The sequence below is a fragment of the Rhizorhabdus sp. P4_G6 genome, from assembly GCF_056401045.1.
Genome location: NZ_JBFUKC010000015.1, coordinates 53908 through 73210, shown reverse-complemented (window position 1 = coordinate 73210; position 19303 = coordinate 53908). Strand labels below are relative to the sequence as shown.

Here is a 19303-nt window from a genome sequence, read left to right as displayed (position 1 = left end):
AGCTTTTCACTGCACCACGATCCGCCCGGTCATGCCGAACATGCCATGCATGAAATGTGTGCAGCGCACCTTGTAGCTGCCAGGCTGCGACGCGATCAGGTGCACGTCGACGCTCTCGCCTCCGCCCAGTTCGACGCGCCCGCCGCCGATTTTCGTCGCATCTTCGGGCTTGATCCGAGCTTGGGCGAAAAACTCCTTGCTGGCAAAATCATGGCCGCCCGAAGCGCTGTTCACGAAGTGCAGCGTGTAGGGCTGCCCATGCTCCAGCATGATGTTCGAGGGTTCGAACTTGAAGCTCGACAACTGGATGGTGAGCAGGCGAGCGCCGCTCCAGCTGTCGGCCGCGGTTTGCGCCCCGGCCGATGACGTCAGGATGAGCGCAGCCAGCACCGTGAACGACCGCCAACGAGACATGCCTGCCTCCTCTTCGCCTTGAACGGGCATGAGTGTCGGCGGCCAGCGTGGCTGGTTCACCGCTTTGCGAAAAAATTTTGAACCTGCAGTCCGCGGGCGCACACTCATGCAGCGGTGCGAAGGAGTCGCCTTTGGAGACCGTCGAGACTGCGGGCCGGGGAGAAATCAGGGCGCATATGCGCGCCGAGGAAGATTTGCGCCTGGTCGCCCGGATCAAGCGGCGGGATCTCAAGGCCTTCGAGGCGCTCTATCGGGATTATCAACCGCGGCTGGGGCGATTCCTGATGAACATCCTGCGCCGGCCGCATCTGGTCGAGGAGGTGCTGGACGACACGCTGCTGGTACTGTGGGACCGTCCCGACAGTTTTTCCGGCAGGGCCAAGCTGTCGACCTGGCTGTTCAGCATTGCCTGGCGAAAGGCGATGAAGGCGCTGCGCAAGCAGGACGAACCGGTCGAGGATGTCTTCGCGGAAAACCGGATGAGTCCGGATCCTTCGCCCGAACAAAGTGCCGGGGACCGGAGGTTGCGGGCGGCATTGCTGGATGCGCTGGCCGGCCTTTCGCCCGAACATCGGGCGGTGGTCGACCTCAGCTATTTTCACGAGATCGACTATCGCGAGATCGCCGAGATCATGGATTGTCCGAGGGACACGGTGAAGACGCGGATGTTCCATGCCCGGCGGCATCTGCGCCGCGAACTCGCCGGCGAATTCGCCGACTGGATCTGAAAAGCCCATGGCCGACATCATCTCCTTTTTCAGCGATCCGCATCGGGCCATCGAGCTTCTGCTGCCCTGGTATGCGACCGGGAAGCTGGACGACGGCGACAGGGCCACGGTGGACGCGCATCTTGGCACCTGCGCCCTATGCCGGGCGTCGCTGGAGCGGGAAAAGCGGCTGAAGGGGGAAATCGCGCAGCTGCCGATCCGCGCCGATCTCGGCTGGGAAAAGCTGCAGCGCCGCCTCGCGCCCGATCAGACCCAGCGGAGGCCGCCCAGGGCCTGGCGGACGCCGACATGGCCGGCACTGGCGGCCTTCGCCACGGCGCAGGCCGCGCTGCTATGCGTCGCGGTCCTGCTGATCTGGTCCGCCGCTCCCCAGGCCGGCTATCGGACCCTGGGCGCCCCATCTTCGCGGAACAGCGGGACTCTCATCGTCATGTTCCGGCCTGACACGGTGGAACAGGAGATGCGCTTCACGCTCAACCGCGCCGGGGCGCGGCTGGTCGACGGCCCCACCGCCGCTGGCGCCTATGTGCTGGCGGTTTCGCCGGCGCGGCGGGATGCGGCGCTGGCGGATCTGCGGACGCGGCGCAGCGTCATGCTGGCCCAGCCGATCGAGGCGGGGCAGGCGCGATGATCGGCCGCCTCCTTCGGCTTCTCGCCCCGATGGCCATGCTCGCAGCGCCGGTTGTCGGCCACGCCGCCGAGGGGGAGCAGATCCTGGTGATGCTGCGCATTCCGCCGCCGCATTTCCGGGCCGGCGAGTCCTATGGCAGAGGCTATGGCAACAGGATCGGCCGCAATCAGTTGATGCGGCAGGCCCAGCGCATCGCGCGCGACCATCATCTGACGCTGATCTCCGATTGGATGATGCCGGCCATCGACCTCGACTGTTTCGTGATGCGCGCGCCGAGCGGGGTATCGGCGGATGCGATGGCGGAAGAGGTTTCGAAGGACGGTCACGTCGCCTGGTCGCAGCCGATGCATGATTACAGGACGCTGGGGGATCAAAACGGGCAAGGGCCTGGGCATGACGATCCGCTCTATCCGGCTCAGCCCGCCAGGATGCTCTGGCATCTGGATGCATTGCACCGGCTGGCGACGGGTCGCGGTATCCGGGTCGCGGTCATCGACAGCGGCATCGACGCGCGTCACCCTGATCTGGCAGGGCAGGTCGCCGCCAACGTCAATCTCGTCGGCGACCGCGCTTTCGCCGCTGAAGCCCACGGAACGGCGGTCGCCGGCATCATCGCGGCGCAGGCGGACGACCGGATCGGCATAGCGGGAATCGCGCCGGGCGCACGCCTGCTGGGGCTGCGCGCCTGCTGGCAGACGAGCGCGTCCGGCGGCGGCGCGGTCTGCGACAGCCTGAGCCTCGCCAAGGCCCTGCACTATGCCATCGACCACGGCGCGCCGGTGATCAATCTCAGTCTTGGCGGGCCATCGGATCGGTTGCTTGCGACGCTGCTCGACGCGGCGATGGCACGCGGCGCTTCGGTGGTCGCGGCCTATGACCCGCATCGTCCCGATGGCGGCTTCCCGGCTTCCTGGCCCGGCATCATCGCCGTTTCCGGGAAGGCGGTGCCGGGCGCGCGCGCGAACATCTATGTGGCGCCCGTCGCGGATATTCCGACGACCCAGCCCGGTGGAGGATGGGGGCTGGTCGATGGAACATCCTATGCGGCCGCGCATGTGAGCGGGCTCGTCGCCTTGATCAAGCAAGCGAAGACACATAGGCAGGGGCGATCCATGTTCGTCAAAACGGCAGGAGGGCTCATCGATGCGCTTGCCTCGGTGCAGGGCAAGGCGGCGGGATGCGAAGGCGCCTGCCGCGGCTCCATGGCGTCGGCGAGCCGCGACTAGCTTCAGCGCTGCCCTCTTCGCCACTGCCCTTGCCACAGGTCCCGCAGCCGCACAGCTGGGCGGAGCCCTGACGCTCTCCAGCCAGGCGCGACTGCGCGGACAGCAGATCAGTGGGCACCGGCCCGCGGCGGAGCTGGAGCTGTTCCATGACAGCGATGGCGGCTTCTACATCGGCGGATCGGCGGCGTTCGTCGCGACGCACCATGGAGGTCTCAAAGCCCTGTCGTTCAGACAATATGCGGGCTTCACCCGCCGCCTGTCGTCGGCAACAGCGATCGAGGTGGGCATGGTCCACAATGGCTATACCGAATACTCGGCCATCCCCGGCGGCGGCAGCTATACCGAAGCCTATGCCGGCATCAACGGCCGGCATCTTTCGGCCCGGGTCTCGCTGTCGCCGGGCTATTTCCGCAAGGGCGAGCCGACTCTCTATGCCGAAATGAACGGCAGTCTTGACCTTGATCCCGAATGGTCGCTGTTCGCCCATTCCGGTCGGCTTACACGCCTGCGGAATCATTCATACGGGCGCGGCGGCGACGCCACCGACTGGCGGATCGGCCTGCGCCGCCGCCTGGGACCGGTCGATCTCGATGCCGCCTGGACCGGCTATGTGGTGGATCGGCCCCGCTATGGCGGGCGGGACCGGCAGGACGGCGCGCTGGTGATCGCTCTGGCCTACGCTTTTTGAACCAAAGCCGCGGCTGGCGGCACAAAGGTCCGTTTCTGCTTGGTCCGGTGCCGCGTCATGCCTCTCACCCTCGCCAATCCGAGAGCGGACCGGCGCCTTTCGATCCGCCCGGCCGACGCCCTCCGCTGGGCCGCGCAGCTCCTGCTCGGCGGGATAGCGCTGCTGCTGCTCGCGCTAGCCGTCAGCATGAACCACCAATGGACCGACCGTCACCTGCTGCCCGACATTCTCGTGCCGACCAGCTGGCTGATGGCGATCGTGCAAGTCGAACGATTCATCCTGATCGCAATCGCCATCGCATTGCTGCTGGCCGTTCACCGGATCAGGGCACGGCGCGGCGCCTCCGTCTGGCGAGGGCTCATCATCGCGATGGCCGTGGTCCTGGCGTTTCCCGCGAGCGAACTGGTCATGCAGCTCATATCAGGGCGGCGTGGCCTCGCATGGAGCCCCACCGACAGACCGCTGCGCATGGCCGACCCCCCGGTCGGCTGGAGCTACATCCCCTCGCGCAGCGAGGCCGATCCCGAATATGCCTGGCGGCCAGCCTATTTCATCGACAGCCATGGTTATCGTGTCGCAGCCAAAGGCGCTGCGCTCGACCTGGCGGCCCCCTCGATCCTGTTCGTCGGGGAATCGATCATGTTCGGCAAGGGCCTGAACTGGCGCGACACGGTGGCAGGGAAGGTGCAGGCGCTGAGCGGCATCCAGAGCGCCAATCTCGCGGTCAATGCCTATTCCCTCGGCCAGGGCTTTCTCCATCTGCAGCGAGAATTGCCGAAATTCCGGCGACCCGTGGCGGTTGTCATCCTTTTTTCGCCCAGCCTGATGGTGCCTGATCTCGATCGAAACCGGCCGCGGATCGACAGCGCAGGACGCTGGCATCGCGCCTCGCCAACCTGGGCGCTCGGCCATCTGGCCCGAGTGCTGTTTCCCTATCACAGCACCTCCGCCATTGCCGAGGCGGTGGCGGGCGATCGCCGCCTGTTAAAGGCGGAGGTGGCGATGGCGCGCGCGCGCGGTGCCGAACCGCTCATCCTGGTTCCGGTTTTCCAACCGGAACGCCCCCGCGAGCGCGCCCTGCGGGGGATGGTTCTCGATGGGTTGGCGGTTCCTCATCTTGTCGTTCCGCTCGATGAAAGTTGGAGGCTTGTCGGGGACGGTCATCCCGACGCGCGCGGCGATGCGGCGATGGCGCGGGCGCTTTGGGCGCGATTGGGAAGGCCGCGAACCTCGCATGGTCCTGCCGAGGCCAAGTCACGGCCTGAACTGCGGTCGAATGGACGATGAAAAACGGTAGAGCCTGCATCAACGCGATCGGCTGCGCCGTGCCGGAACAGGATGTGCATCACGCGTTCATCGATTGGGCGAAGCGCCAATTACACGATGGCCGCGCGCGCGATCTGTTCATGCGGATGGCCGACCGCAGCGGCATCGAGCACCGCTGGTCGGTCCTCCCCCCTGCGCCCGGGGGCGGATCGCCGGTCGATGCAGGGGGCTTCTATGCCGGCGCCATGCCGCCAACGTCGAGCCGCATGGCGCTGTATCATCGCCTTGCGCCGGCGCTGTGCCTGCGCGCGATAGACAGCCTTCGCGCGAAGGCGCCGATCGAGGGGATCAGCCATCTGGTGGTCGCAAGCTGCACCGGATTCGTCGCGCCCGGCGTCGACCAGATCATCGCCAGGGCACTGGGCGTGCCGGAGGTGGAGCGAACGCTGATCGGCTTCATGGGATGCTATGCCGCGGTCGCTGCGCTGCGCACGGCCCGGCATATCGTCCGGTCGGAACCGAAGGCGCGCGTGCTGGTCGTCACCGTCGAGCTATCCTCGCTGCATCTTCAGGCCGAGCAGCAACTCGAGCGATTGCTGATGATGCTGCAATTCGGGGACGGAGCGGCAGCCGCGCTCGTCACGGCCGAGGGCGAGGGCTTCGACATCGACGCGCCGTTCGCGCTCAATTTGCCCGAGTCGGCCGAATTGATCCGCTGGGAGATCGGCGACACCGGCTTTCTCATGCATCTCGGGGGTGAAGTCCCCGGTCGTATCCAGGCGGCGCTCAAGGACAGCCTGACACGACGCCGGATCTGCGGCACGGCCGACCCGTCCGCCATCGACAACTGGGCAGTTCATGCCGGCGGGCGATCGATACTGGACGCGGTGCAACAGGGGTTGGAACTGAACCGCGAGGCGCTTGCCCCTTCGCGCAGCATATTTGCCCGCTACGGCAATATGTCATCGGCGACGCTGATGTTCGTTCTGGCGGATATGCTCGAACAGAACGGGACAGGCACGGGGATCGCGCTCGCTTTCGGACCCGGCCTCGCGGCCGAAGGCTTCCGCTTCGCTCGAGCTCGCCAAGTCCCCCACGAATAGTTGGGAAATGATGACCCGCGGCGGCGCGCAGCACTTGATCCGGCCGGCCCTGCCGCGCCAACGTCGTGCAAGCGTGCAGCGATCGAGGAGTGGGAAGCGTGGCCGACACCATCATCCTGGCGATAGACCAGGGCACGACATCGACGCGCAGCATGACCTTCGGCACCGACGGCGTGCCCCGGCAGACGGTGCGTCGCGAATTCGAGCAACATTATCCCCAGCCGGGCTGGGTCGAACATGATGCCGAGCATATCTGGCGCGACACCGTCGACACACTCAGGCAAGCGGTGGCGTCAGATGGCGGCAAGGTCGCCGCGATCGGCATCACCAACCAGCGCGAAACGGTGGTGCTGTGGGATCGCAAGACTGGCGAGCCGGTCCACAAGGCGATCGTCTGGCAGGATCGACGCACCGCCGGAATGTGCGCGCAACTCAGGGCCGATGGCAACGAGCCCCTGGTTGGCGAGCGCACCGGGCTCATCCTCGATCCCTATTTTTCGGGTACCAAGCTCAAGTGGCTGCTCGACGAAATCGAAGGCGTCCGCGCCCGCGCCAAGCGGGGCGAGCTTGCCTTCGGTACGATCGACAGCTTCCTGCTGTGGCGGCTGACCGGCGGGAAGGTCCACGCGACCGACGCGAGCAACGCGTCGCGCACCTTGCTGTTCGACATTCACAAGGGCGCGTGGGATGCGGATATGCTCGAGATGCTCGACATCCCCGAAAACCTGCTGCCCGAGGTCAAGGACAACAGCACCATCTTCGGCGAGACCACGTCCGGTCTGCTCGGCAAGCCTGTCCCGATCGGCGGCATGGCGGGCGACCAGCAGGCGGCGGCCATCGGCCAGGCCTGTTTCCGGCGCGGCGATGTCAAATCGACCTACGGCACCGGCTGCTTCATGCTGCTCAACACCGGCAGCGACGCCGTCGCCAGCAGCAACGGCCTGCTGACCACGATCGCCTACCAGCTCGGCGGTGAGATCACTTATGCGCTCGAGGGCTCGATGTTCGTTGCCGGCGCCGCCGTGAAGTGGCTCCGCGACGGCCTCGGCCTGATCGATCGCGCCGCGGATACCGACGACATGGCGAGCAGGCTTGATGGCAATGGTGGCGTCTACATGGTGCCCGCCTTCGTGGGCCTCGGCGCGCCGCACTGGGATCCCGATGCCCGGGCGTCGATCACCGGCCTGACCTTCGCCGCCACCGGCTCGCACATCGCGCGCGCCGCGCTCGAATCGGTCGCCTATCAGACCGCCGACCTGGTGGATGCCATGGTCGCGGACGGCAGGTGCGACGCGCGGCATATCCGCGTCGATGGCGGGATGGCAGCGAACGACTGGTTCTGCCAATTTCTGGCGGACATGCTCGATATCGAAGTCGCACGCCCCGCCAATATCGAGACCACCGCGGCGGGCGCGGCTTTTCTGGCGGGCATGGCGGTCGGCATCTGGAACGGCCCCGAGGAGATCGCCGCGGCCTGGAAGGAGGATCGGACGTTCAGACCGATGATGAAGGACGATCGGCGGATGATAATGAAGAGGGGTTGGCAGGAGGCGCTCGACCGAACCCGATCGAGGTCGAACGCTTGAAGGGCGAAACGCACATGGCCGGAACCGACGTCGACCTGCTCGTCATTGGTGGCGGAGTGAACGGCACCGGTATCGCGCGCGATGCCGTCGGTCGCGGGTTGAGCGTGATGCTGGTCGAGCGCGACGACCTCGCCGCGCACACCTCGTCGTCGAGCACCAAGCTGATCCACGGCGGGCTGCGATATCTTGAATATTACGAGTTCCGCCTGGTCCGCGAAGCGCTGGCCGAGCGCGAGACGCTGATCGATGTCGCGCCGCACCTGATCCGGCCGATGCGGTTCGTGATGCCGCTCGCCGACGGCATGCGCCCGGCCTGGCTGATCCGCCTGGGGCTGTTCCTGTACGATCATATCGGCGGCCGCACACGCTTGCCCAAGTCGAAGGGCGTGCGGCTGGACAGGAGCCACTGGGGTGCCGGATTGAAGCCCGTCCGCCACGGCTTCGTCTATTCGGACGGCTGGGTCGACGATGCCCGGCTCGTCGTGCTGAACGCGCTGGATGCCGCCGAACGCGGCGCGGACATCCGTGTCCGTACCCGTTTCGAAGGCGCGCGCCGCGAGACCGACCATTGGGTCGCGACATTGGACGACGGAAGCACCGTGTCGGCGCGAGCGATCGTCAACACCGCCGGCCCCTGGGTCAGCAAGGTGCTGGAGGGGGTGCCGCAGGCGCACGCCGAAATCCCGCCGCGGCTGGTCAAGGGCAGCCACATCATCGTGCCGAAGCTGTTCGGCGGCGACCACGCATATATCCTGCAGAACGAGGACATGCGGATCGTCTTCGCGATCCCCTATGAGGGCGATTTCACGCTGATCGGCACCACCGACAAGCCCTTCGAGGGCGATCCGTCACACCCCAGCATCGACCCCGACGAAACCGAATATCTGTGCACGAGCGCCAACCGCTATTTCACGCGGCAGATCGGCGCGGGCGATGTCGTGTGGAGCTATTCGGGTGTCCGCCCGCTTTTCGACGACGGCCACGAAGACGCCACAGCCGTCACCCGTGACTATGTCCTGCGGCTGGGGGCAGAGAGGGCGCCGCAGATCCTGTCGGCGTTCGGCGGCAAGATCACGACCTATCGACGCCTGGCCGAACACGCGCTCGAACAGCTTGAACCATTCCTGCCGCCGATGGCCAAGCCATGGACCACGGGCGTCGCTTTGCCTGGAGGCGATCTCCCCAACGGCGATTTCGCGACCTTCCTCAAGGGCGTCCGCGCGCGCTGGCCTTTTCTCGACGAGGCAAACGCGACCCGCATGGCGCACGCTTATGGCACCCGCATCGACCGGATACTCGGCGATGCCGCTCGGCTCGACGACATCGGATGCGGTTTGTCCACATCCGAGATCGATTATCTTGTCGATGAGGAGTGGGCCTGCACTGCCGACGATATCCTGTGGCGCCGGACAAAGCTTGGATTGCACGGCGGCGGCGACCTAAAGGCAACCGTCGAGGCGTATCTGGCAGCGAGATACAGGGCTGACTAGTCCGACGGAGATTGTCGATCACCAGAGGCTTCGTCGAGCAGGCGCAATATGTCCGCCTCTCCCTCATCGGCCATCTGGTTCAATATCTGCGCGGTGCGTGCGTCGGTGGCACCCTTGGCAAGCCGCCGGCACTGTTCCACGCGCCCGCGCATCTTGTTGATGAGTTCGGCTTGGTCCATGAATTTGGACACCCCCACGGTCCAGTCGCGCCATAACGGACAATCTGGCGATTGGTTTCACGAAATGCAGAGACGATCAGCTTGCCAAGGCGTAGCCAGTCGTTCCGGATTCGTAACCAACTGGGCTTTCGTGGGGACTTTCATGATCGTCGTTGGTCGCCGGGAGCGACGCCCGCTCCGCGAAAACTCTCGCGATCGGCAAGCGCACGCACCATGAATCCACGCAGTTCGTGCGCCTGAATGGGTTTTTGGCACAGAGGGATAGCCGCAAAACTTTCGGGAATAGCAGACTGGTCGTAGCCGCTGATGAAAATGACGGGGGTGGACTGCTGCCTGAGCCTTTCGACCAGAGGATAGACCAGCAGCTCCCCGAGTTTGATGTCCAGGACGGCGCAGTGAATTGCCTCGGCGCGGCGCACAAGTTCGAGGCCCTCATTGAGCGAAGGAACAGGCCCTATCACATGGCCCCGCTCAGCGCGAACCAGATCGGCCAAATCGCTAGCCTGCAGATAATCGTCCTCAACTACAAGGATGGTATAACCAGAAAGCGCGAATTCTTGCGGCGCATCTTCCGGCAATCGAGATTTTCTCATCTCCTACCCAATCCTGCAAGTGAAGACCATTTAATCCGTCCCACGGTTAACTGAGATCCACTCCCCCTTTTTTTAGAAATTGAGTCCGGCTCAGATATATGCCCCCCCTTGCCAGCGGCGGCAGCAGACATCGCCATCGAAAGTTAATAAATAGAGATCGATCCTGGATTTTGAATCCATTATGGATGCAATTGTCCGAAGAGAGTCAGGCCGGGGGTAAACCCGAGCGGCCTGTGGTGCAGCAGCACAGGGAGGCCGCGGCTATGCGATGTGCTCAGCCTCTACGAATAGGCCTGGAGCCAGCGCTTTCGCGCTGGTAACGAAATCAGGTTCAGCGGCAAGCCTTTGCCAGGATCCTCGGGAACTCTCGATAAGAGGCAGCTGACTTTTAACATGGGCCGTCTTTACTTACTAAAATGTTAGCAGCGCCACGTGTCAACAGGAATCCCGCTCCGCATCAAGCGCCTCTCTGTCAGGCTGCAACCGGCATCAGCAGAACATCTCGCCTCTAACCGAACTAACCCGTGCCCTCCCCCTCACCTCTTTCAACCAGGAGAACCGTCATGTCCCGGCCCCCACTTCCGCCCTTTACCGAGCAGAGCGCCGTCGAGAAGGTGCGCCTGGCCGAAGACGGCTGGAACAGCCGCGATCCCGCCAAGGTCGCGCTGGCGTACACCCTCGAGACCCGCTGGCGAAATCGCGCGGAATTCGTGACCAGCCGCGAGGAGGCCCAGGCCTTTCTGACCCGCAAGTGGAACAAGGAGCTCGACTATCGGCTGATCAAGGAGCTGTGGGCATTCACCGGTAATCGCATCGCCGTGCGATATGCTTATGAATATCATGACGACAGCGGCCAGTGGTTCCGCGCCTATGGCAATGAGAATTGGGAGTTTGCCGGGGATGGACTGATGCGGGAGCGTCATGCCAGCATCAACGAGCACCCCATCGCCGAAGAGCAGCGCAGGTTCAGGTGGCCGCTTGGGCGCCGGCCCGACGATCATCCCGGCCTCAGCGACTTCGGTTTCTAGAATGATTCACGTCAGGTGGAGATCACCTGACGACCCGGAAATCACGGCAAGAAAAGGAAAACTGGACCCGATCCGGCAGACCATTCCAAGGAACAGGGCAGTGACGCCGCCGCTGACCTCGCCACGGCTCCAGCCATTTTCCCTGATGATATCCGCAAGGAAAGCCGCCAAGGCGACCGATTCTCCCAGGAGCCCGCTCAGGAAGGCACAGACATATGTGGCGACTACAACGGAAAGCGACCGCGAGGCCACTTTCCGTTGCGGTTCCCGGACGCAGGCATCGTCCAATATCACCGGCAAGTTCATCTGGACTCCCGGCTCAGTAGTACACCGACAATTCCACACCCACTGTCCTGGGCGTAACCGGCTCCACCTGCTCGCGCGCGTTGATCGAGTTTCCGTAGAATGAACTGCCGGTGATGCCGTGCGAGTTGCCGGCGTTTTCAACGAATAGATTCAATGCCCAACGATCTGCGGAAACGCCCGCGCGGGCCGTTATCAGATCGTAGGCGGGAAGCCGACGGTTCGACCCAAGCGTCGTATTGAACTGCGTGTTGCGGATGTCCGTTCCCTGATAACCCAAGAAAAAGAGGCCCTTCAGTCCTTCATTGAATCTCGGCTCATAATCGATCGAACCGCTCATCGACCACGGCGGAACGAACGGCGCGCGATCTCCGCGCCGCGCATTGATGAGCTGGACATCTTCGGCCAGCCGGCTTTTGTTGTAGCTGAGCCCAACCTTGATGGTCAGGCTTGGCGCGGGGCGGACGATCATTTCAACCTCGCCGCCATCCACTTTCAGCTTACCGCCATTGGCGAGAATATTGAATCCGCAGATGGGAAATTTCAGCGCAAGCTGCGGATTCTTCCAGTCGATATGATAATAGGAGGTGTTGACCGTCAGCGCCCTTCCGAGCCATCCGGTCTTGGCGCCCGCCTCATAGCTCCACAGGCTGTCGGAACGGTATGTGGGCTTGATATCAGCCTCAGTCAGCCCCAGGCTCGGCAGTTCCCCCTTGCAGAAGACAGGCACGGGTTCGCTGGTTCCGCCAAGACGGAAGCCTTTGGCGGCCTGAGCATAAACCAGTCGGTCAGGATCGATCTCGTAGGAGAGGTTGAACTTCGGATTGAAGCCGTGTTCCTTGGCACGGTAGTTCGTTGTACCAGGATCGCTGAAGATTCCTCCGAAAACGAGATGGGACGATTGTCGAGAATCGAAATACCGTCCCCCGGCTGTTGCCTTCAGCCTGCTGGTAACCGGCAAGACCACTTCACCAAAAATGGCGACCTGGCGCTGTCTAAGCCCAATATCGTTCTTCAGCAAAGTATCCGCATCCGATCCGAACAGGGTGTTGTCTATGCCTGACAGTGCATCGACACCAGGAATTGTAATACGCTGGGCAAAATTGCTCCGCTTGCGCTCATAGAATGAGCCGATCGTCCATTCGATCACCGAATCAACTTTCGACGAGAAGCGCAGTTCGGCGTTGTATGATTTTTGTCGCGAAGCACTGTCCAGCGTGGCCAAGGGCAGTGTCGTAAACGCCGCGCCGACACCGGGAACGAATGCCCCGGTCAGGCTGGCGTCGTAAGAATAGTTCAAACGCTTGTCGAAATAGGCTCCGGTAAGAACCATGTCGAACGGCTTCATTTGGTGTCGCAAGGTGGCCGAGACGATCAGGTTCCGGTCACGCTGAGGCTCATTGAACGGCACGTTCGTATTCAGAAAACCTGCGCTTTTCGTGTAAAGTGTGCGGCCGTCGTAGGTAGTCTTCTGATAGAATGCCATCGTGTCTATCGTGGTGCTTTCATCTGGCGTAGCGCGTAGCGCCATCCGTCCGCCTTTTGTTGCTCCGCTGTTCACATTGCTCTCACCGGTAACGACATTGTCGATGAAACCAGCGATATGATGGTAGAATCCGACGGCGCGCAGCGCCAATATGTCCTGGACGACCGGCAGGTTGATCATCGCATCGACTGATGCGTTCGTTCCGCCGCGATCGACCTGGCCAACCTGTCCGCGCGCACTGGCCTCGACGCTGGCGGTATCGGGCTTGGCCGTAATTAGCCGGATTGCTCCCGCCATCGATCCCGCACCATATAATGTGCCCTGCGGACCGCGCAGAACCTCGACACGCTCGAGGTCGTAAAGCGCGAGATTGGGCGTAAATCGCTGAACGGCGATCGGCGTCTCGTCGAGATAGTAGCCGACGGTCTCGCCAATTTCCGACTGGTCCTGATTCACCGGTCCGGTGGATACGCCGCGCATCACCAACTGGGTGTTGGCGCGATTGCCGGAAATGGACAGGCCCGGAGCCTGCCCCGCATATTGTTCGATGCTGTTTGCGCCCAGCCTGGTGAGTTCCTCTGCACCAAGGGCGCGAATGCTCGACGGAACCTTTTGAATGCTTTCGGTCCGCTTGCGGGCGGTAACGACGATCGTGCCATCGACTTGTTCGGCCTGGGTACCGGCACCGGGCGCATCGGCGGCCCACGCGTGAGATGCCGGAAAAAGCGCGAGACTCACCGGAATGATCAAATACCACCGCCATTGCTTCGAGATCCCATCAGTGGGCTTCCACGCCGGCACGAAAATACCCCTGTCACTCGCAATATTCATGAGTTGCGCCCTTAGATGATTTCTATTTTTTGAAAGACGAACACCAAGCCAATCATCATGATGTCAACCGATCACCATTCGTTGATTCTCTCACGACGTCAGTTGTCAGGTGCGACTGGTGGCCGGAAACGGGTTGTCGAACAGCGGGATCGTCGAATAGCGCCCGTCGACAGCATGCTGAAGGTGCAGCAACGCCGAGCCGATTCCGGATGCGCCAATCATGTAACCGGTTTCGGCGTTGACGACTGCGGGGGTCACTCTGGTCCAGGCGATATACCAGCGGCTTCCCTTGCCATCGAGGTTGCTTGCCCGGCTCGACAGAATCCGCCCAGCCCGTTGGGCGAACGCGAGATGCTCAGGATTGCCAAACGCAGCCCACAGACCGAGAAACAGTTCGACGTGGGAAGCTGCGCCGCAACACTGGTTCACCGTGTTCCATAGCCCGGGGCTGTCGAGCTCCGGCGCGCCGCTTGCGATGATGCCTTGCGCCAGCCGGTTGGTCCAGTCGAGGTACGCGCGACTGCCGGTCAGTGCGTGAAGCTTGTAAAACGCGCGCGTCGTACCAGCCGGGCCATGGCAGTATCCCAGATAGAACAGGTCGGCATGATCGGGCAGTGCATAGGGCACCAATGCCGCGGTGCCATTCGTGACGGCGATATCCATCAGATGGCTGGCGCCGCGCTTCGCCGCGTCCAGGAACCGCCCATCGCCGGTCTCCTCGAACAGCGATGCCAACGTGAAGACGACGCCTGCCGTTCCAAGCTCGAAATTCGGATAATAGACGCCCGGCGCAGACGGATTTTGCGGGCCACGCCAGGAAAGCGTTCCATTGCCTTCCCGCCGTGCCAGCGCGAGCAGCCGGTCGCCGGCCTTGCGGGCTGTTTGCCGATAGCGTTCCCGGCCCAGTAACCTGGCAACGTTGAGAAGATACAGGATCGTGCTGCTGTCGGCGATAATGCCGGCATATTCGGTCCAGGTGCCTGTTGGATCGGCGTGATCGGCGGCTTTGACAATGCGATCCGCGATCGCGCCAAGAGCTACCGAAAAGCGAGGTTCAGACAGCAGCTTGCCGACATGATACAGCACCATGCCAGTGCCCGCGATGCCCATGTTGAGGCTCCAGCGGACGTCCACCGGCTCCATTTTGGTATCCGTCAGCTGTGGCCAACGCGCGAGCAATCTTTCGGCGCCGGCACGGGCCGCTTCTGCATAGCGCTCTTCACCGGTGGCATGAGCAAGTTCGGCAAGGAAAAGCACGGTGCCGGCCATCCCACTGTAAATCGTCTCCGGCGCGGTCACGGTGACCTTCTGCGCGGGCTTTTCGGGATCGGGCGGGAAAAAGACGCCGAACTCGTCGCTCGTCCGGACCGAAAGTATCCAGTCTGCAGCGCTTCTGGCGTGCGCGAGGAAGTCGGCTCCGGCATTGATGCTCGGCATTGACCCGGCAGGAGACGAGACTTGCGGCGCAGCAAGCGCTTCCGTGGCCAGCAGGACGCCGCCTCCACCGGCCGTAAGCGATGCCGACTGCAGAAATCTCCGGCGCGAAAATGACAAGCCATGCGATTCGTGACAGCCTTCAATTCGCATTTCTTCACCTTCCTTTTCGCAGGTCCATCAGCACGAGCCGATCTAACTTACCTCAATCTTTTGTCAACTAGATGGATAGAGAATGTTGTATTCAGTCGTGGACAAGCTGTTTCTGGCGACGTTCCGCACCGGTCGGGAGTGGCAGATAGGCTTGCAGGAGCGAGGCCCCTTCTGCGATCCTCAAGCCCCGATCGGTCAGCCATTCCGGATTGTAGCAGGTCGAGGCGTATCGTCGCCCGCGTCGCAGAAGAGGCTGACCACCGAACCGGTCTCACCGCACCGGGCCATTTCGTCGATCAGGCGAAGGCAGCCGATCATGGCAGATGTACCCCCCGTCCCCGCCCCACAGATATCCAGCGCGGAATCGGATGGGGTTCTGCGCTAGCTGGTCGCACCAAGGGCGGCATGAACACCACGTTTCATGCTGTCACCGATGCAAACGGCCGACCCTTGAGCTTCTTCATGACCGCAGGTCAGCTCAGCGACTATATCGGCGCGGCGGCCTGTTGGACGAGCTGTGACCCTAATTCCGCGAAGCAAACCCCAATCCGCCATCGCATTCGGCGCAGGTCATGGCAACATTCCCAAATGCGAATTATGCCGATGCGCCATCGCCATCGAACAGCCAAGTTAATGCATCCTTCTCATCGTGAAAGGTGGCCTCGGCATCCTCGGGAACAGCGCGTTTGATCTGCAAGGCAGTCAGCTTCGAATTCGGCATAAGGATTGCGACACGACGCGACAGTGCGCGCACCCGCGCGGCGAGCCTTTGCAAGCAAACCGCAACTTCCTGTGACTGCACTCCTGCATTGATGAGATCGACCATGGTGCGGTGGCTGCCCCGTGGGTGTCCGGCTGCTATAAGGCTCGCGAACGCTGCGTCCACCTCGCGCTCCAGGGGAGCGAGCTGGGTAACTGCCAGGAAACCGGTGTACGTCAGCCGTAGATAGTTGCGGCTAAGGTCGGTTTCGATTTTGAAGGCTTGCTCGCTCATGTCGTAGCTTACCTTCCTGTACACACAGAATAAAGGGCGACATGGATCGCGGCGAGCGCGGTTGGCGATCAGCTAGGAAAGCGAGAATGGGGATTTTCATTTTCGCGATGCCGGACGCTCAGACCGCGGTACCTAATATCTCGACCAAATATACCGAGCGCCTCGCCGAAGCCGGGATCGAGCCTTCGGTCGGCAGCGTCGGGGACGCCAAGGAACGCGCCGTAGAGTGTGGCGCGATCACCGTCAGCGAGTTCAACCAACCCGGTCTTGAGGACCAGGCCAAGCTCAATATCAGTCGCGGGCGTGAGCTCTATCGTGACGGACGCGACCACCGAAAGTATCGACCTGCCGCACGCTCTCAGCTTCTAGCTATGTCGAGAGCAATATCGACGATCATGTCCTCCTGTCCGCCAACCATCTTGCGCTTGCCCGCTTCGACAAGAATGGTGCGGGTGTCGACGCCGTAGTCGGCGCTCGCCTTTTCCGCATGGCGAAGGAAGCTGGAGTAGACCCCGGCGTAGCCCAGTGTCAGCGTTTCGCGGTCGACGCGCACCGGACGATCCTGCAGCGGACGGACGATCTCTTCAGCGGCATCCATCAATGCATAGAGGTCACAGCCGTGATTCCAGCCCATGCGGTCGGCGGCGGCAATGAACACTTCGAGCGGCGCGTTGCCGGCACCGGCACCCATGCCGGCAAGGCTTGCATCGACGCGGACCGCACCGTTCTGCACCGCGACAATCGAGTTGGCCACGCCAAGGCTGAGGTTATGGTGGGCGTGGACCCCGCGCTGCGTTTCCGGCTTGAGCACTCGGTCATAGGCCTGGAGACGGGCGGCGTACTCGTCCATGTTCATGGCACCGCCACTGTCGGTGACATAGACACAGTGCGCGCCGTAGCTTTCCATCAGCAGCGCTTGGCTTGCCAGCGCCTCGGGGCTGGTCATGTGGCTCATCATCAGGAAGCCGGAGACGTCCATGCCGAGGTTGCGGGCGGCTTCGATATGCTGCCTGGAGACGTCGGCCTCGGTACAGTGAGTGGCGATGCGGACTGACTTCACGCCCATGTCGCAGGCGTGCTTCAGGTCGTGCACCGTGCCAATTCCGGGCAGCAGCAGCGTGGTCAGGACGCTGTGCTCAAGCACTTCGGCGACTGCGCCGATCCAGTCCCAGTCGGTATAGGCGCCAAAGCCGTAGTTGAAGCTCGATCCCTGCAGGCCGTCGCCATGCGCAACCTCGATGGCATCGACCTTCGCCTGGTCGAGTGCACGGGCGATCGACCTGACGTGGTCAAGCCCATATTGGTGGCGGATGGCATGCATGCCGTCGCGGAGGGTGACGTCCTGGATGTAGAGCTTGGTCTTGGTTGGATCGAATGTCATGCCGCCATCCTTTCAGCGATCTTCTCGGCGGTCTTCAGCGCGGCCGAGGTCATTATATCAAGATTGCCGGCATAGGCAGGCAGGTAGTGCGCGGCACCTTCCACTTCGAGAAACACGCTGACCTTGAGACCGGTATATTCACCGTCCATCTCCGGAATCCGCAGCGGGCGGTTGGATCCGATATGCTCGAACTGCACCGCCTGCTTGAGCCGATAACCGGGCACGTAGGTCTGCACTTCCGCGACCATGGCCTCGACCGACTGGCGAATTGCATCCTGGTCGGCGTTCTCGCAGAGGCAGTAGACGGTATCGCGCATTATCAATGGCGGTTCGGCTGGGTTGAGGATGATGATCGCCTTGCCGCGCGTGGCGCCGCCGACGTCGACGATCGCCTGACTCGTGGTTTCGGTGAACTCGTCGATATTGGCGCGGGTGCCAGGGCCAGCACTCTTCGATGAGATCGAGGCGACGATCTCACCGTAGTGGACCTTGGCGACACGGTTGACCGCGGCAACGATCGGGATCGTCGCCTGCCCGCCGCAGGTCACCATGTTGACGTTGGCGGCATCGAGATTGGCGTCACCGTTGACCGGGGGAATGGTGAACGGGCCGATCGCAGCCGGGGTAAGGTCGATCATCCGCTTGCCGGCGGCCAGCACCAGCTCGCTGTTGCGCTTGTGCGCGCCGGCTGACGTGGCGTCGAACACGATGCCGATGTCGGCGAACTCGGGCATTACCAAGAGGCCATCGATACCTTCAGCGGTGATCGGCACGCCCATCCGGGCGGCGCGTTTCAACCCATCGCTTTCGGGATCGATGCCGACGAAGGCGCCGATTTCGAGCCGCTGCGAAAGCCGCATGATCTTGATCATCAGATCGGTGCCGATGTTGCCCGAACCGATGATCGCCACTTTGGTCTTGCCCATGTCGATCAACCTTTACGCGTAAGTGAAACTGCAGGCGCCGATGCCCGCGACCTCGATATCGACCCGGTCGCCCGGGGTGAGCGCGACCATCGGGCCGAGCGCCCCGGCGAGCAGGATGTCACCCGCCCGCAGCGGCTCACCGCGGGTCGCCAGCGTCCGCGCCAGCCACGCGGCGGCATTGAGCGGATGGCCAAGCGCCGCAGCGCCGATGCCGGTGGAGACCTCCTTACCATTGTAGCGCATCACCATCGCGGCACCGGCGAGGTCCAGCCCGTCAAGCGGCAGACCTTGATCGGCAAGCACGAAGAATGCCGAAGAGCCGTTGTCGGCCACGGTATCGGCAAAAGTGATCTTCCAGTCGGCAATGCGGCTGTCGACAATCTCGATGGCGGCATGGACGGTGCCGACAGCAGCGGCGACCTGTTCCACTGTGGTGTCGGGCGAAGGCAGGTCAGCCGCGAGGACGAATGCGATTTCGGCTTCGGCCTTGGGCTGGAGGCAGTGGGCGGGCGATAGCGTGCCGCGGTCAGCCACGCGCATGTCGTCGAACAGCACGCCGAAGTCAGGCTGGTCAACGCCGAGCTGAGCCTGCACCGCCTTCGCCGTCAGCCCGGCCTTGCGACCGACGATGCGCCGGCCCTGGGCTTCCCAGAACCGGGTATTGATCGTCTGCACGGCATAGGCGCCGATGGCATCGGTCGGCTCCAGGCCATCGCGCATCGGCGGGACAGCGCCCCCGGTGTAGGCGTCGCGCAGGCGCCGCGCCAACTCTGCATGGTCAGGGACTGTCATCGCCACATCCTCTCTATTTTCATCAAGGACACAATAGCTTCACCTAGGGCTTGAATATAGCTTGGCCCTGC

At 63.0% G+C, this 19303-nt stretch carries 20 protein-coding genes and 1 pseudogene; 10 read left to right on the top strand and 11 right to left on the bottom strand.

Going from position 1 to position 19303, the window contains the following annotated elements; translation table 11 throughout:
- Window positions 1–6 precede the first annotated feature (6 nt).
- Window positions 7–414: a cupredoxin domain-containing protein gene (locus tag AC1DPF_RS14915; RefSeq protein ID WP_477869431.1), complete on the bottom strand. Its 408-nt coding sequence runs from the start codon at window positions 412–414 to the stop codon at window positions 7–9.
- Window positions 415–545: 131 nt separating this feature from the next.
- Between AC1DPF_RS14915 and AC1DPF_RS14910 the strand changes: the two genes are divergently transcribed.
- The 8 genes from AC1DPF_RS14910 to glpD all read left to right on the top strand — a co-directional run bounded on the left by AC1DPF_RS14910 (window position 546) and on the right by glpD (window position 9132).
- Window positions 546–1142 (top strand): RNA polymerase sigma factor, encoded by a 597-nt coding sequence (locus AC1DPF_RS14910; RefSeq protein WP_477962135.1) that lies wholly within the window; start codon window positions 546–548, stop codon window positions 1140–1142.
- A gap of 7 nt (window positions 1143–1149) precedes the next feature.
- Window positions 1150–1773 (top strand): zf-HC2 domain-containing protein, encoded by a 624-nt coding sequence (locus AC1DPF_RS14905; protein WP_477962133.1) that lies wholly within the window; start codon window positions 1150–1152, stop codon window positions 1771–1773.
- 29 nt (window positions 1774–1802) lie between these two features.
- Window positions 1803–2999 (top strand): S8 family peptidase, encoded by a 1197-nt coding sequence (locus AC1DPF_RS14900; RefSeq protein ID WP_477962131.1) that lies wholly within the window; start codon window positions 1803–1805, stop codon window positions 2997–2999.
- Window positions 2917–3687, top strand: a complete 771-nt coding sequence (locus AC1DPF_RS14895; RefSeq protein WP_477962129.1) for a TorF family putative porin — start codon at window positions 2917–2919, stop codon at window positions 3685–3687. The genes AC1DPF_RS14900 and AC1DPF_RS14895 overlap by 83 nt, the downstream gene beginning before the upstream one ends.
- A 57-nt stretch (window positions 3688–3744) precedes the next feature.
- A complete protein-coding gene (locus AC1DPF_RS14890) occupies window positions 3745–4974 on the top strand; it encodes a hypothetical protein (RefSeq protein WP_477962127.1) in 1230 nt (409 codons plus the stop codon).
- Entirely contained in the window at window positions 4971–6056 is a 1086-nt protein-coding gene (locus tag AC1DPF_RS14885; RefSeq protein WP_477962125.1) for a type III polyketide synthase, read from the top strand. The genes AC1DPF_RS14890 and AC1DPF_RS14885 overlap by 4 nt, the downstream gene beginning before the upstream one ends.
- Before the next feature lie 98 nt (window positions 6057–6154).
- Window positions 6155–7642, top strand: coding sequence for a glycerol kinase GlpK (gene glpK / locus AC1DPF_RS14880; protein ID WP_477962123.1), 1488 nt, complete (start codon window positions 6155–6157; stop codon window positions 7640–7642).
- 14 nt (window positions 7643–7656) lie between these two features.
- Window positions 7657–9132, top strand: coding sequence for a glycerol-3-phosphate dehydrogenase (gene glpD, locus AC1DPF_RS14875; RefSeq protein ID WP_477962121.1), 1476 nt, complete (start codon window positions 7657–7659; stop codon window positions 9130–9132).
- Here the strand turns inward: glpD and AC1DPF_RS14870 are convergent.
- Together AC1DPF_RS14870 and AC1DPF_RS14865 are read right to left on the bottom strand one after the other, a co-directional pair.
- Window positions 9129–9323: a hypothetical protein gene (locus tag AC1DPF_RS14870; RefSeq protein ID WP_477962119.1), complete on the bottom strand. Its 195-nt coding sequence runs from the start codon at window positions 9321–9323 to the stop codon at window positions 9129–9131. The two genes, glpD and AC1DPF_RS14870, sit on opposite strands and share 4 nt — an antisense overlap.
- Before the next feature lie 128 nt (window positions 9324–9451).
- A complete protein-coding gene (locus AC1DPF_RS14865) occupies window positions 9452–9904 on the bottom strand; it encodes a response regulator (RefSeq protein WP_477962117.1) in 453 nt (150 codons plus the stop codon).
- Window positions 9905–10467: 563 nt separating this feature from the next.
- On the opposite strand from AC1DPF_RS14865, the gene AC1DPF_RS14860 reads away from it, so the two are divergent.
- Window positions 10468–10932, top strand: a complete 465-nt coding sequence (locus AC1DPF_RS14860; RefSeq protein ID WP_477869409.1) for a nuclear transport factor 2 family protein — start codon at window positions 10468–10470, stop codon at window positions 10930–10932.
- 6 nt (window positions 10933–10938) lie between these two features.
- Here the strand turns inward: AC1DPF_RS14860 and AC1DPF_RS14855 are convergent, their stop codons facing one another.
- The 3 genes from AC1DPF_RS14855 to AC1DPF_RS14845 all read right to left on the bottom strand — a co-directional run bounded on the left by AC1DPF_RS14855 (window position 10939) and on the right by AC1DPF_RS14845 (window position 14989).
- Entirely contained in the window at window positions 10939–11238 is a 300-nt protein-coding gene (locus AC1DPF_RS14855) for a hypothetical protein (RefSeq protein WP_477962115.1), read from the bottom strand.
- A gap of 13 nt (window positions 11239–11251) precedes the next feature.
- Window positions 11252–13552: a TonB-dependent receptor gene (locus AC1DPF_RS14850; RefSeq protein ID WP_477962114.1), complete on the bottom strand. Its 2301-nt coding sequence runs from the start codon at window positions 13550–13552 to the stop codon at window positions 11252–11254.
- A 105-nt stretch (window positions 13553–13657) separates the two neighbouring features.
- Window positions 13658–14989: a lanthionine synthetase LanC family protein gene (locus tag AC1DPF_RS14845; RefSeq protein ID WP_477962112.1), complete on the bottom strand. Its 1332-nt coding sequence runs from the start codon at window positions 14987–14989 to the stop codon at window positions 13658–13660.
- A gap of 531 nt (window positions 14990–15520) precedes the next feature.
- Here AC1DPF_RS14845 and AC1DPF_RS14840 point away from each other — a divergent pair.
- Window positions 15521–15643, top strand: a pseudogene (locus AC1DPF_RS14840) (IS5 family transposase); the annotation flags it as partial.
- A 91-nt stretch (window positions 15644–15734) separates the two neighbouring features.
- On the opposite strand, the gene AC1DPF_RS14835 reads toward AC1DPF_RS14840, so the two are convergent.
- From AC1DPF_RS14835 to AC1DPF_RS14815, 5 genes are all read right to left on the bottom strand, one after another.
- Entirely contained in the window at window positions 15735–16133 is a 399-nt protein-coding gene (locus tag AC1DPF_RS14835) for a hypothetical protein (protein WP_477962110.1), read from the bottom strand.
- A 68-nt stretch (window positions 16134–16201) separates the two neighbouring features.
- The gene (locus tag AC1DPF_RS14830; RefSeq protein WP_477869905.1) at window positions 16202–16465 is read right to left on the bottom strand and encodes a hypothetical protein; all 264 of its coding nucleotides are present in this window, start codon (window positions 16463–16465) and stop codon (window positions 16202–16204) included.
- A 26-nt stretch (window positions 16466–16491) separates the two neighbouring features.
- Complete coding sequence (dmpG, locus tag AC1DPF_RS14825) at window positions 16492–17514, bottom strand: 4-hydroxy-2-oxovalerate aldolase (RefSeq protein ID WP_477869401.1); 1023 nt, start codon at window positions 17512–17514, stop codon at window positions 16492–16494.
- A complete protein-coding gene (locus tag AC1DPF_RS14820) occupies window positions 17511–18440 on the bottom strand; it encodes an acetaldehyde dehydrogenase (acetylating) (protein ID WP_477869399.1) in 930 nt (309 codons plus the stop codon). The genes dmpG and AC1DPF_RS14820 overlap by 4 nt, the downstream gene beginning before the upstream one ends.
- 12 nt (window positions 18441–18452) lie before the next feature.
- Entirely contained in the window at window positions 18453–19232 is a 780-nt protein-coding gene (locus tag AC1DPF_RS14815; protein ID WP_477962108.1) for a 2-keto-4-pentenoate hydratase, read from the bottom strand.
- Window positions 19233–19303 lie beyond the last annotated feature (71 nt).

What these genes read in the sequence shown, in the direction of transcription:
- AC1DPF_RS14915 (WP_477869431.1), bottom strand. Translation starts at nt 414, where the DNA reads ATGTCTCGTTGGCGGTCGTTCACGGTGCTGGCTGCGCTCATCCTGACG.
- AC1DPF_RS14905 (WP_477962133.1), top strand. Translation starts at nt 1,150, where the DNA reads ATGGCCGACATCATCTCCTTTTTCAGCGATCCGCATCGGGCCATCGAG.
- AC1DPF_RS14900 (WP_477962131.1), top strand. Translation starts at nt 1,803, where the DNA reads ATGGCCATGCTCGCAGCGCCGGTTGTCGGCCACGCCGCCGAGGGGGAG.
- AC1DPF_RS14895 (WP_477962129.1), top strand. Translation starts at nt 2,917, where the DNA reads ATGCGCTTGCCTCGGTGCAGGGCAAGGCGGCGGGATGCGAAGGCGCCT.
- AC1DPF_RS14890 (WP_477962127.1), top strand. Translation starts at nt 3,745, where the DNA reads ATGCCTCTCACCCTCGCCAATCCGAGAGCGGACCGGCGCCTTTCGATC.
- AC1DPF_RS14885 (WP_477962125.1), top strand. Translation starts at nt 4,971, where the DNA reads ATGAAAAACGGTAGAGCCTGCATCAACGCGATCGGCTGCGCCGTGCCG.
- glpD (WP_477962121.1), top strand. Translation starts at nt 7,657, where the DNA reads ATGGCCGGAACCGACGTCGACCTGCTCGTCATTGGTGGCGGAGTGAAC.
- AC1DPF_RS14865 (WP_477962117.1), bottom strand. Translation starts at nt 9,904, where the DNA reads ATGAGAAAATCTCGATTGCCGGAAGATGCGCCGCAAGAATTCGCGCTT.
- AC1DPF_RS14860 (WP_477869409.1), top strand. Translation starts at nt 10,468, where the DNA reads ATGTCCCGGCCCCCACTTCCGCCCTTTACCGAGCAGAGCGCCGTCGAG.
- AC1DPF_RS14855 (WP_477962115.1), bottom strand. Translation starts at nt 11,238, where the DNA reads ATGAACTTGCCGGTGATATTGGACGATGCCTGCGTCCGGGAACCGCAA.
- AC1DPF_RS14850 (WP_477962114.1), bottom strand. Translation starts at nt 13,552, where the DNA reads ATGAATATTGCGAGTGACAGGGGTATTTTCGTGCCGGCGTGGAAGCCC.
- AC1DPF_RS14845 (WP_477962112.1), bottom strand. Translation starts at nt 14,989, where the DNA reads ATGCCGAGCATCAATGCCGGAGCCGACTTCCTCGCGCACGCCAGAAGC.
- AC1DPF_RS14835 (WP_477962110.1), bottom strand. Translation starts at nt 16,133, where the DNA reads ATGAGCGAGCAAGCCTTCAAAATCGAAACCGACCTTAGCCGCAACTAT.
- dmpG (WP_477869401.1), bottom strand. Translation starts at nt 17,514, where the DNA reads ATGACATTCGATCCAACCAAGACCAAGCTCTACATCCAGGACGTCACC.
- AC1DPF_RS14820 (WP_477869399.1), bottom strand. Translation starts at nt 18,440, where the DNA reads ATGGGCAAGACCAAAGTGGCGATCATCGGTTCGGGCAACATCGGCACC.
- AC1DPF_RS14815 (WP_477962108.1), bottom strand. Translation starts at nt 19,232, where the DNA reads ATGACAGTCCCTGACCATGCAGAGTTGGCGCGGCGCCTGCGCGACGCC.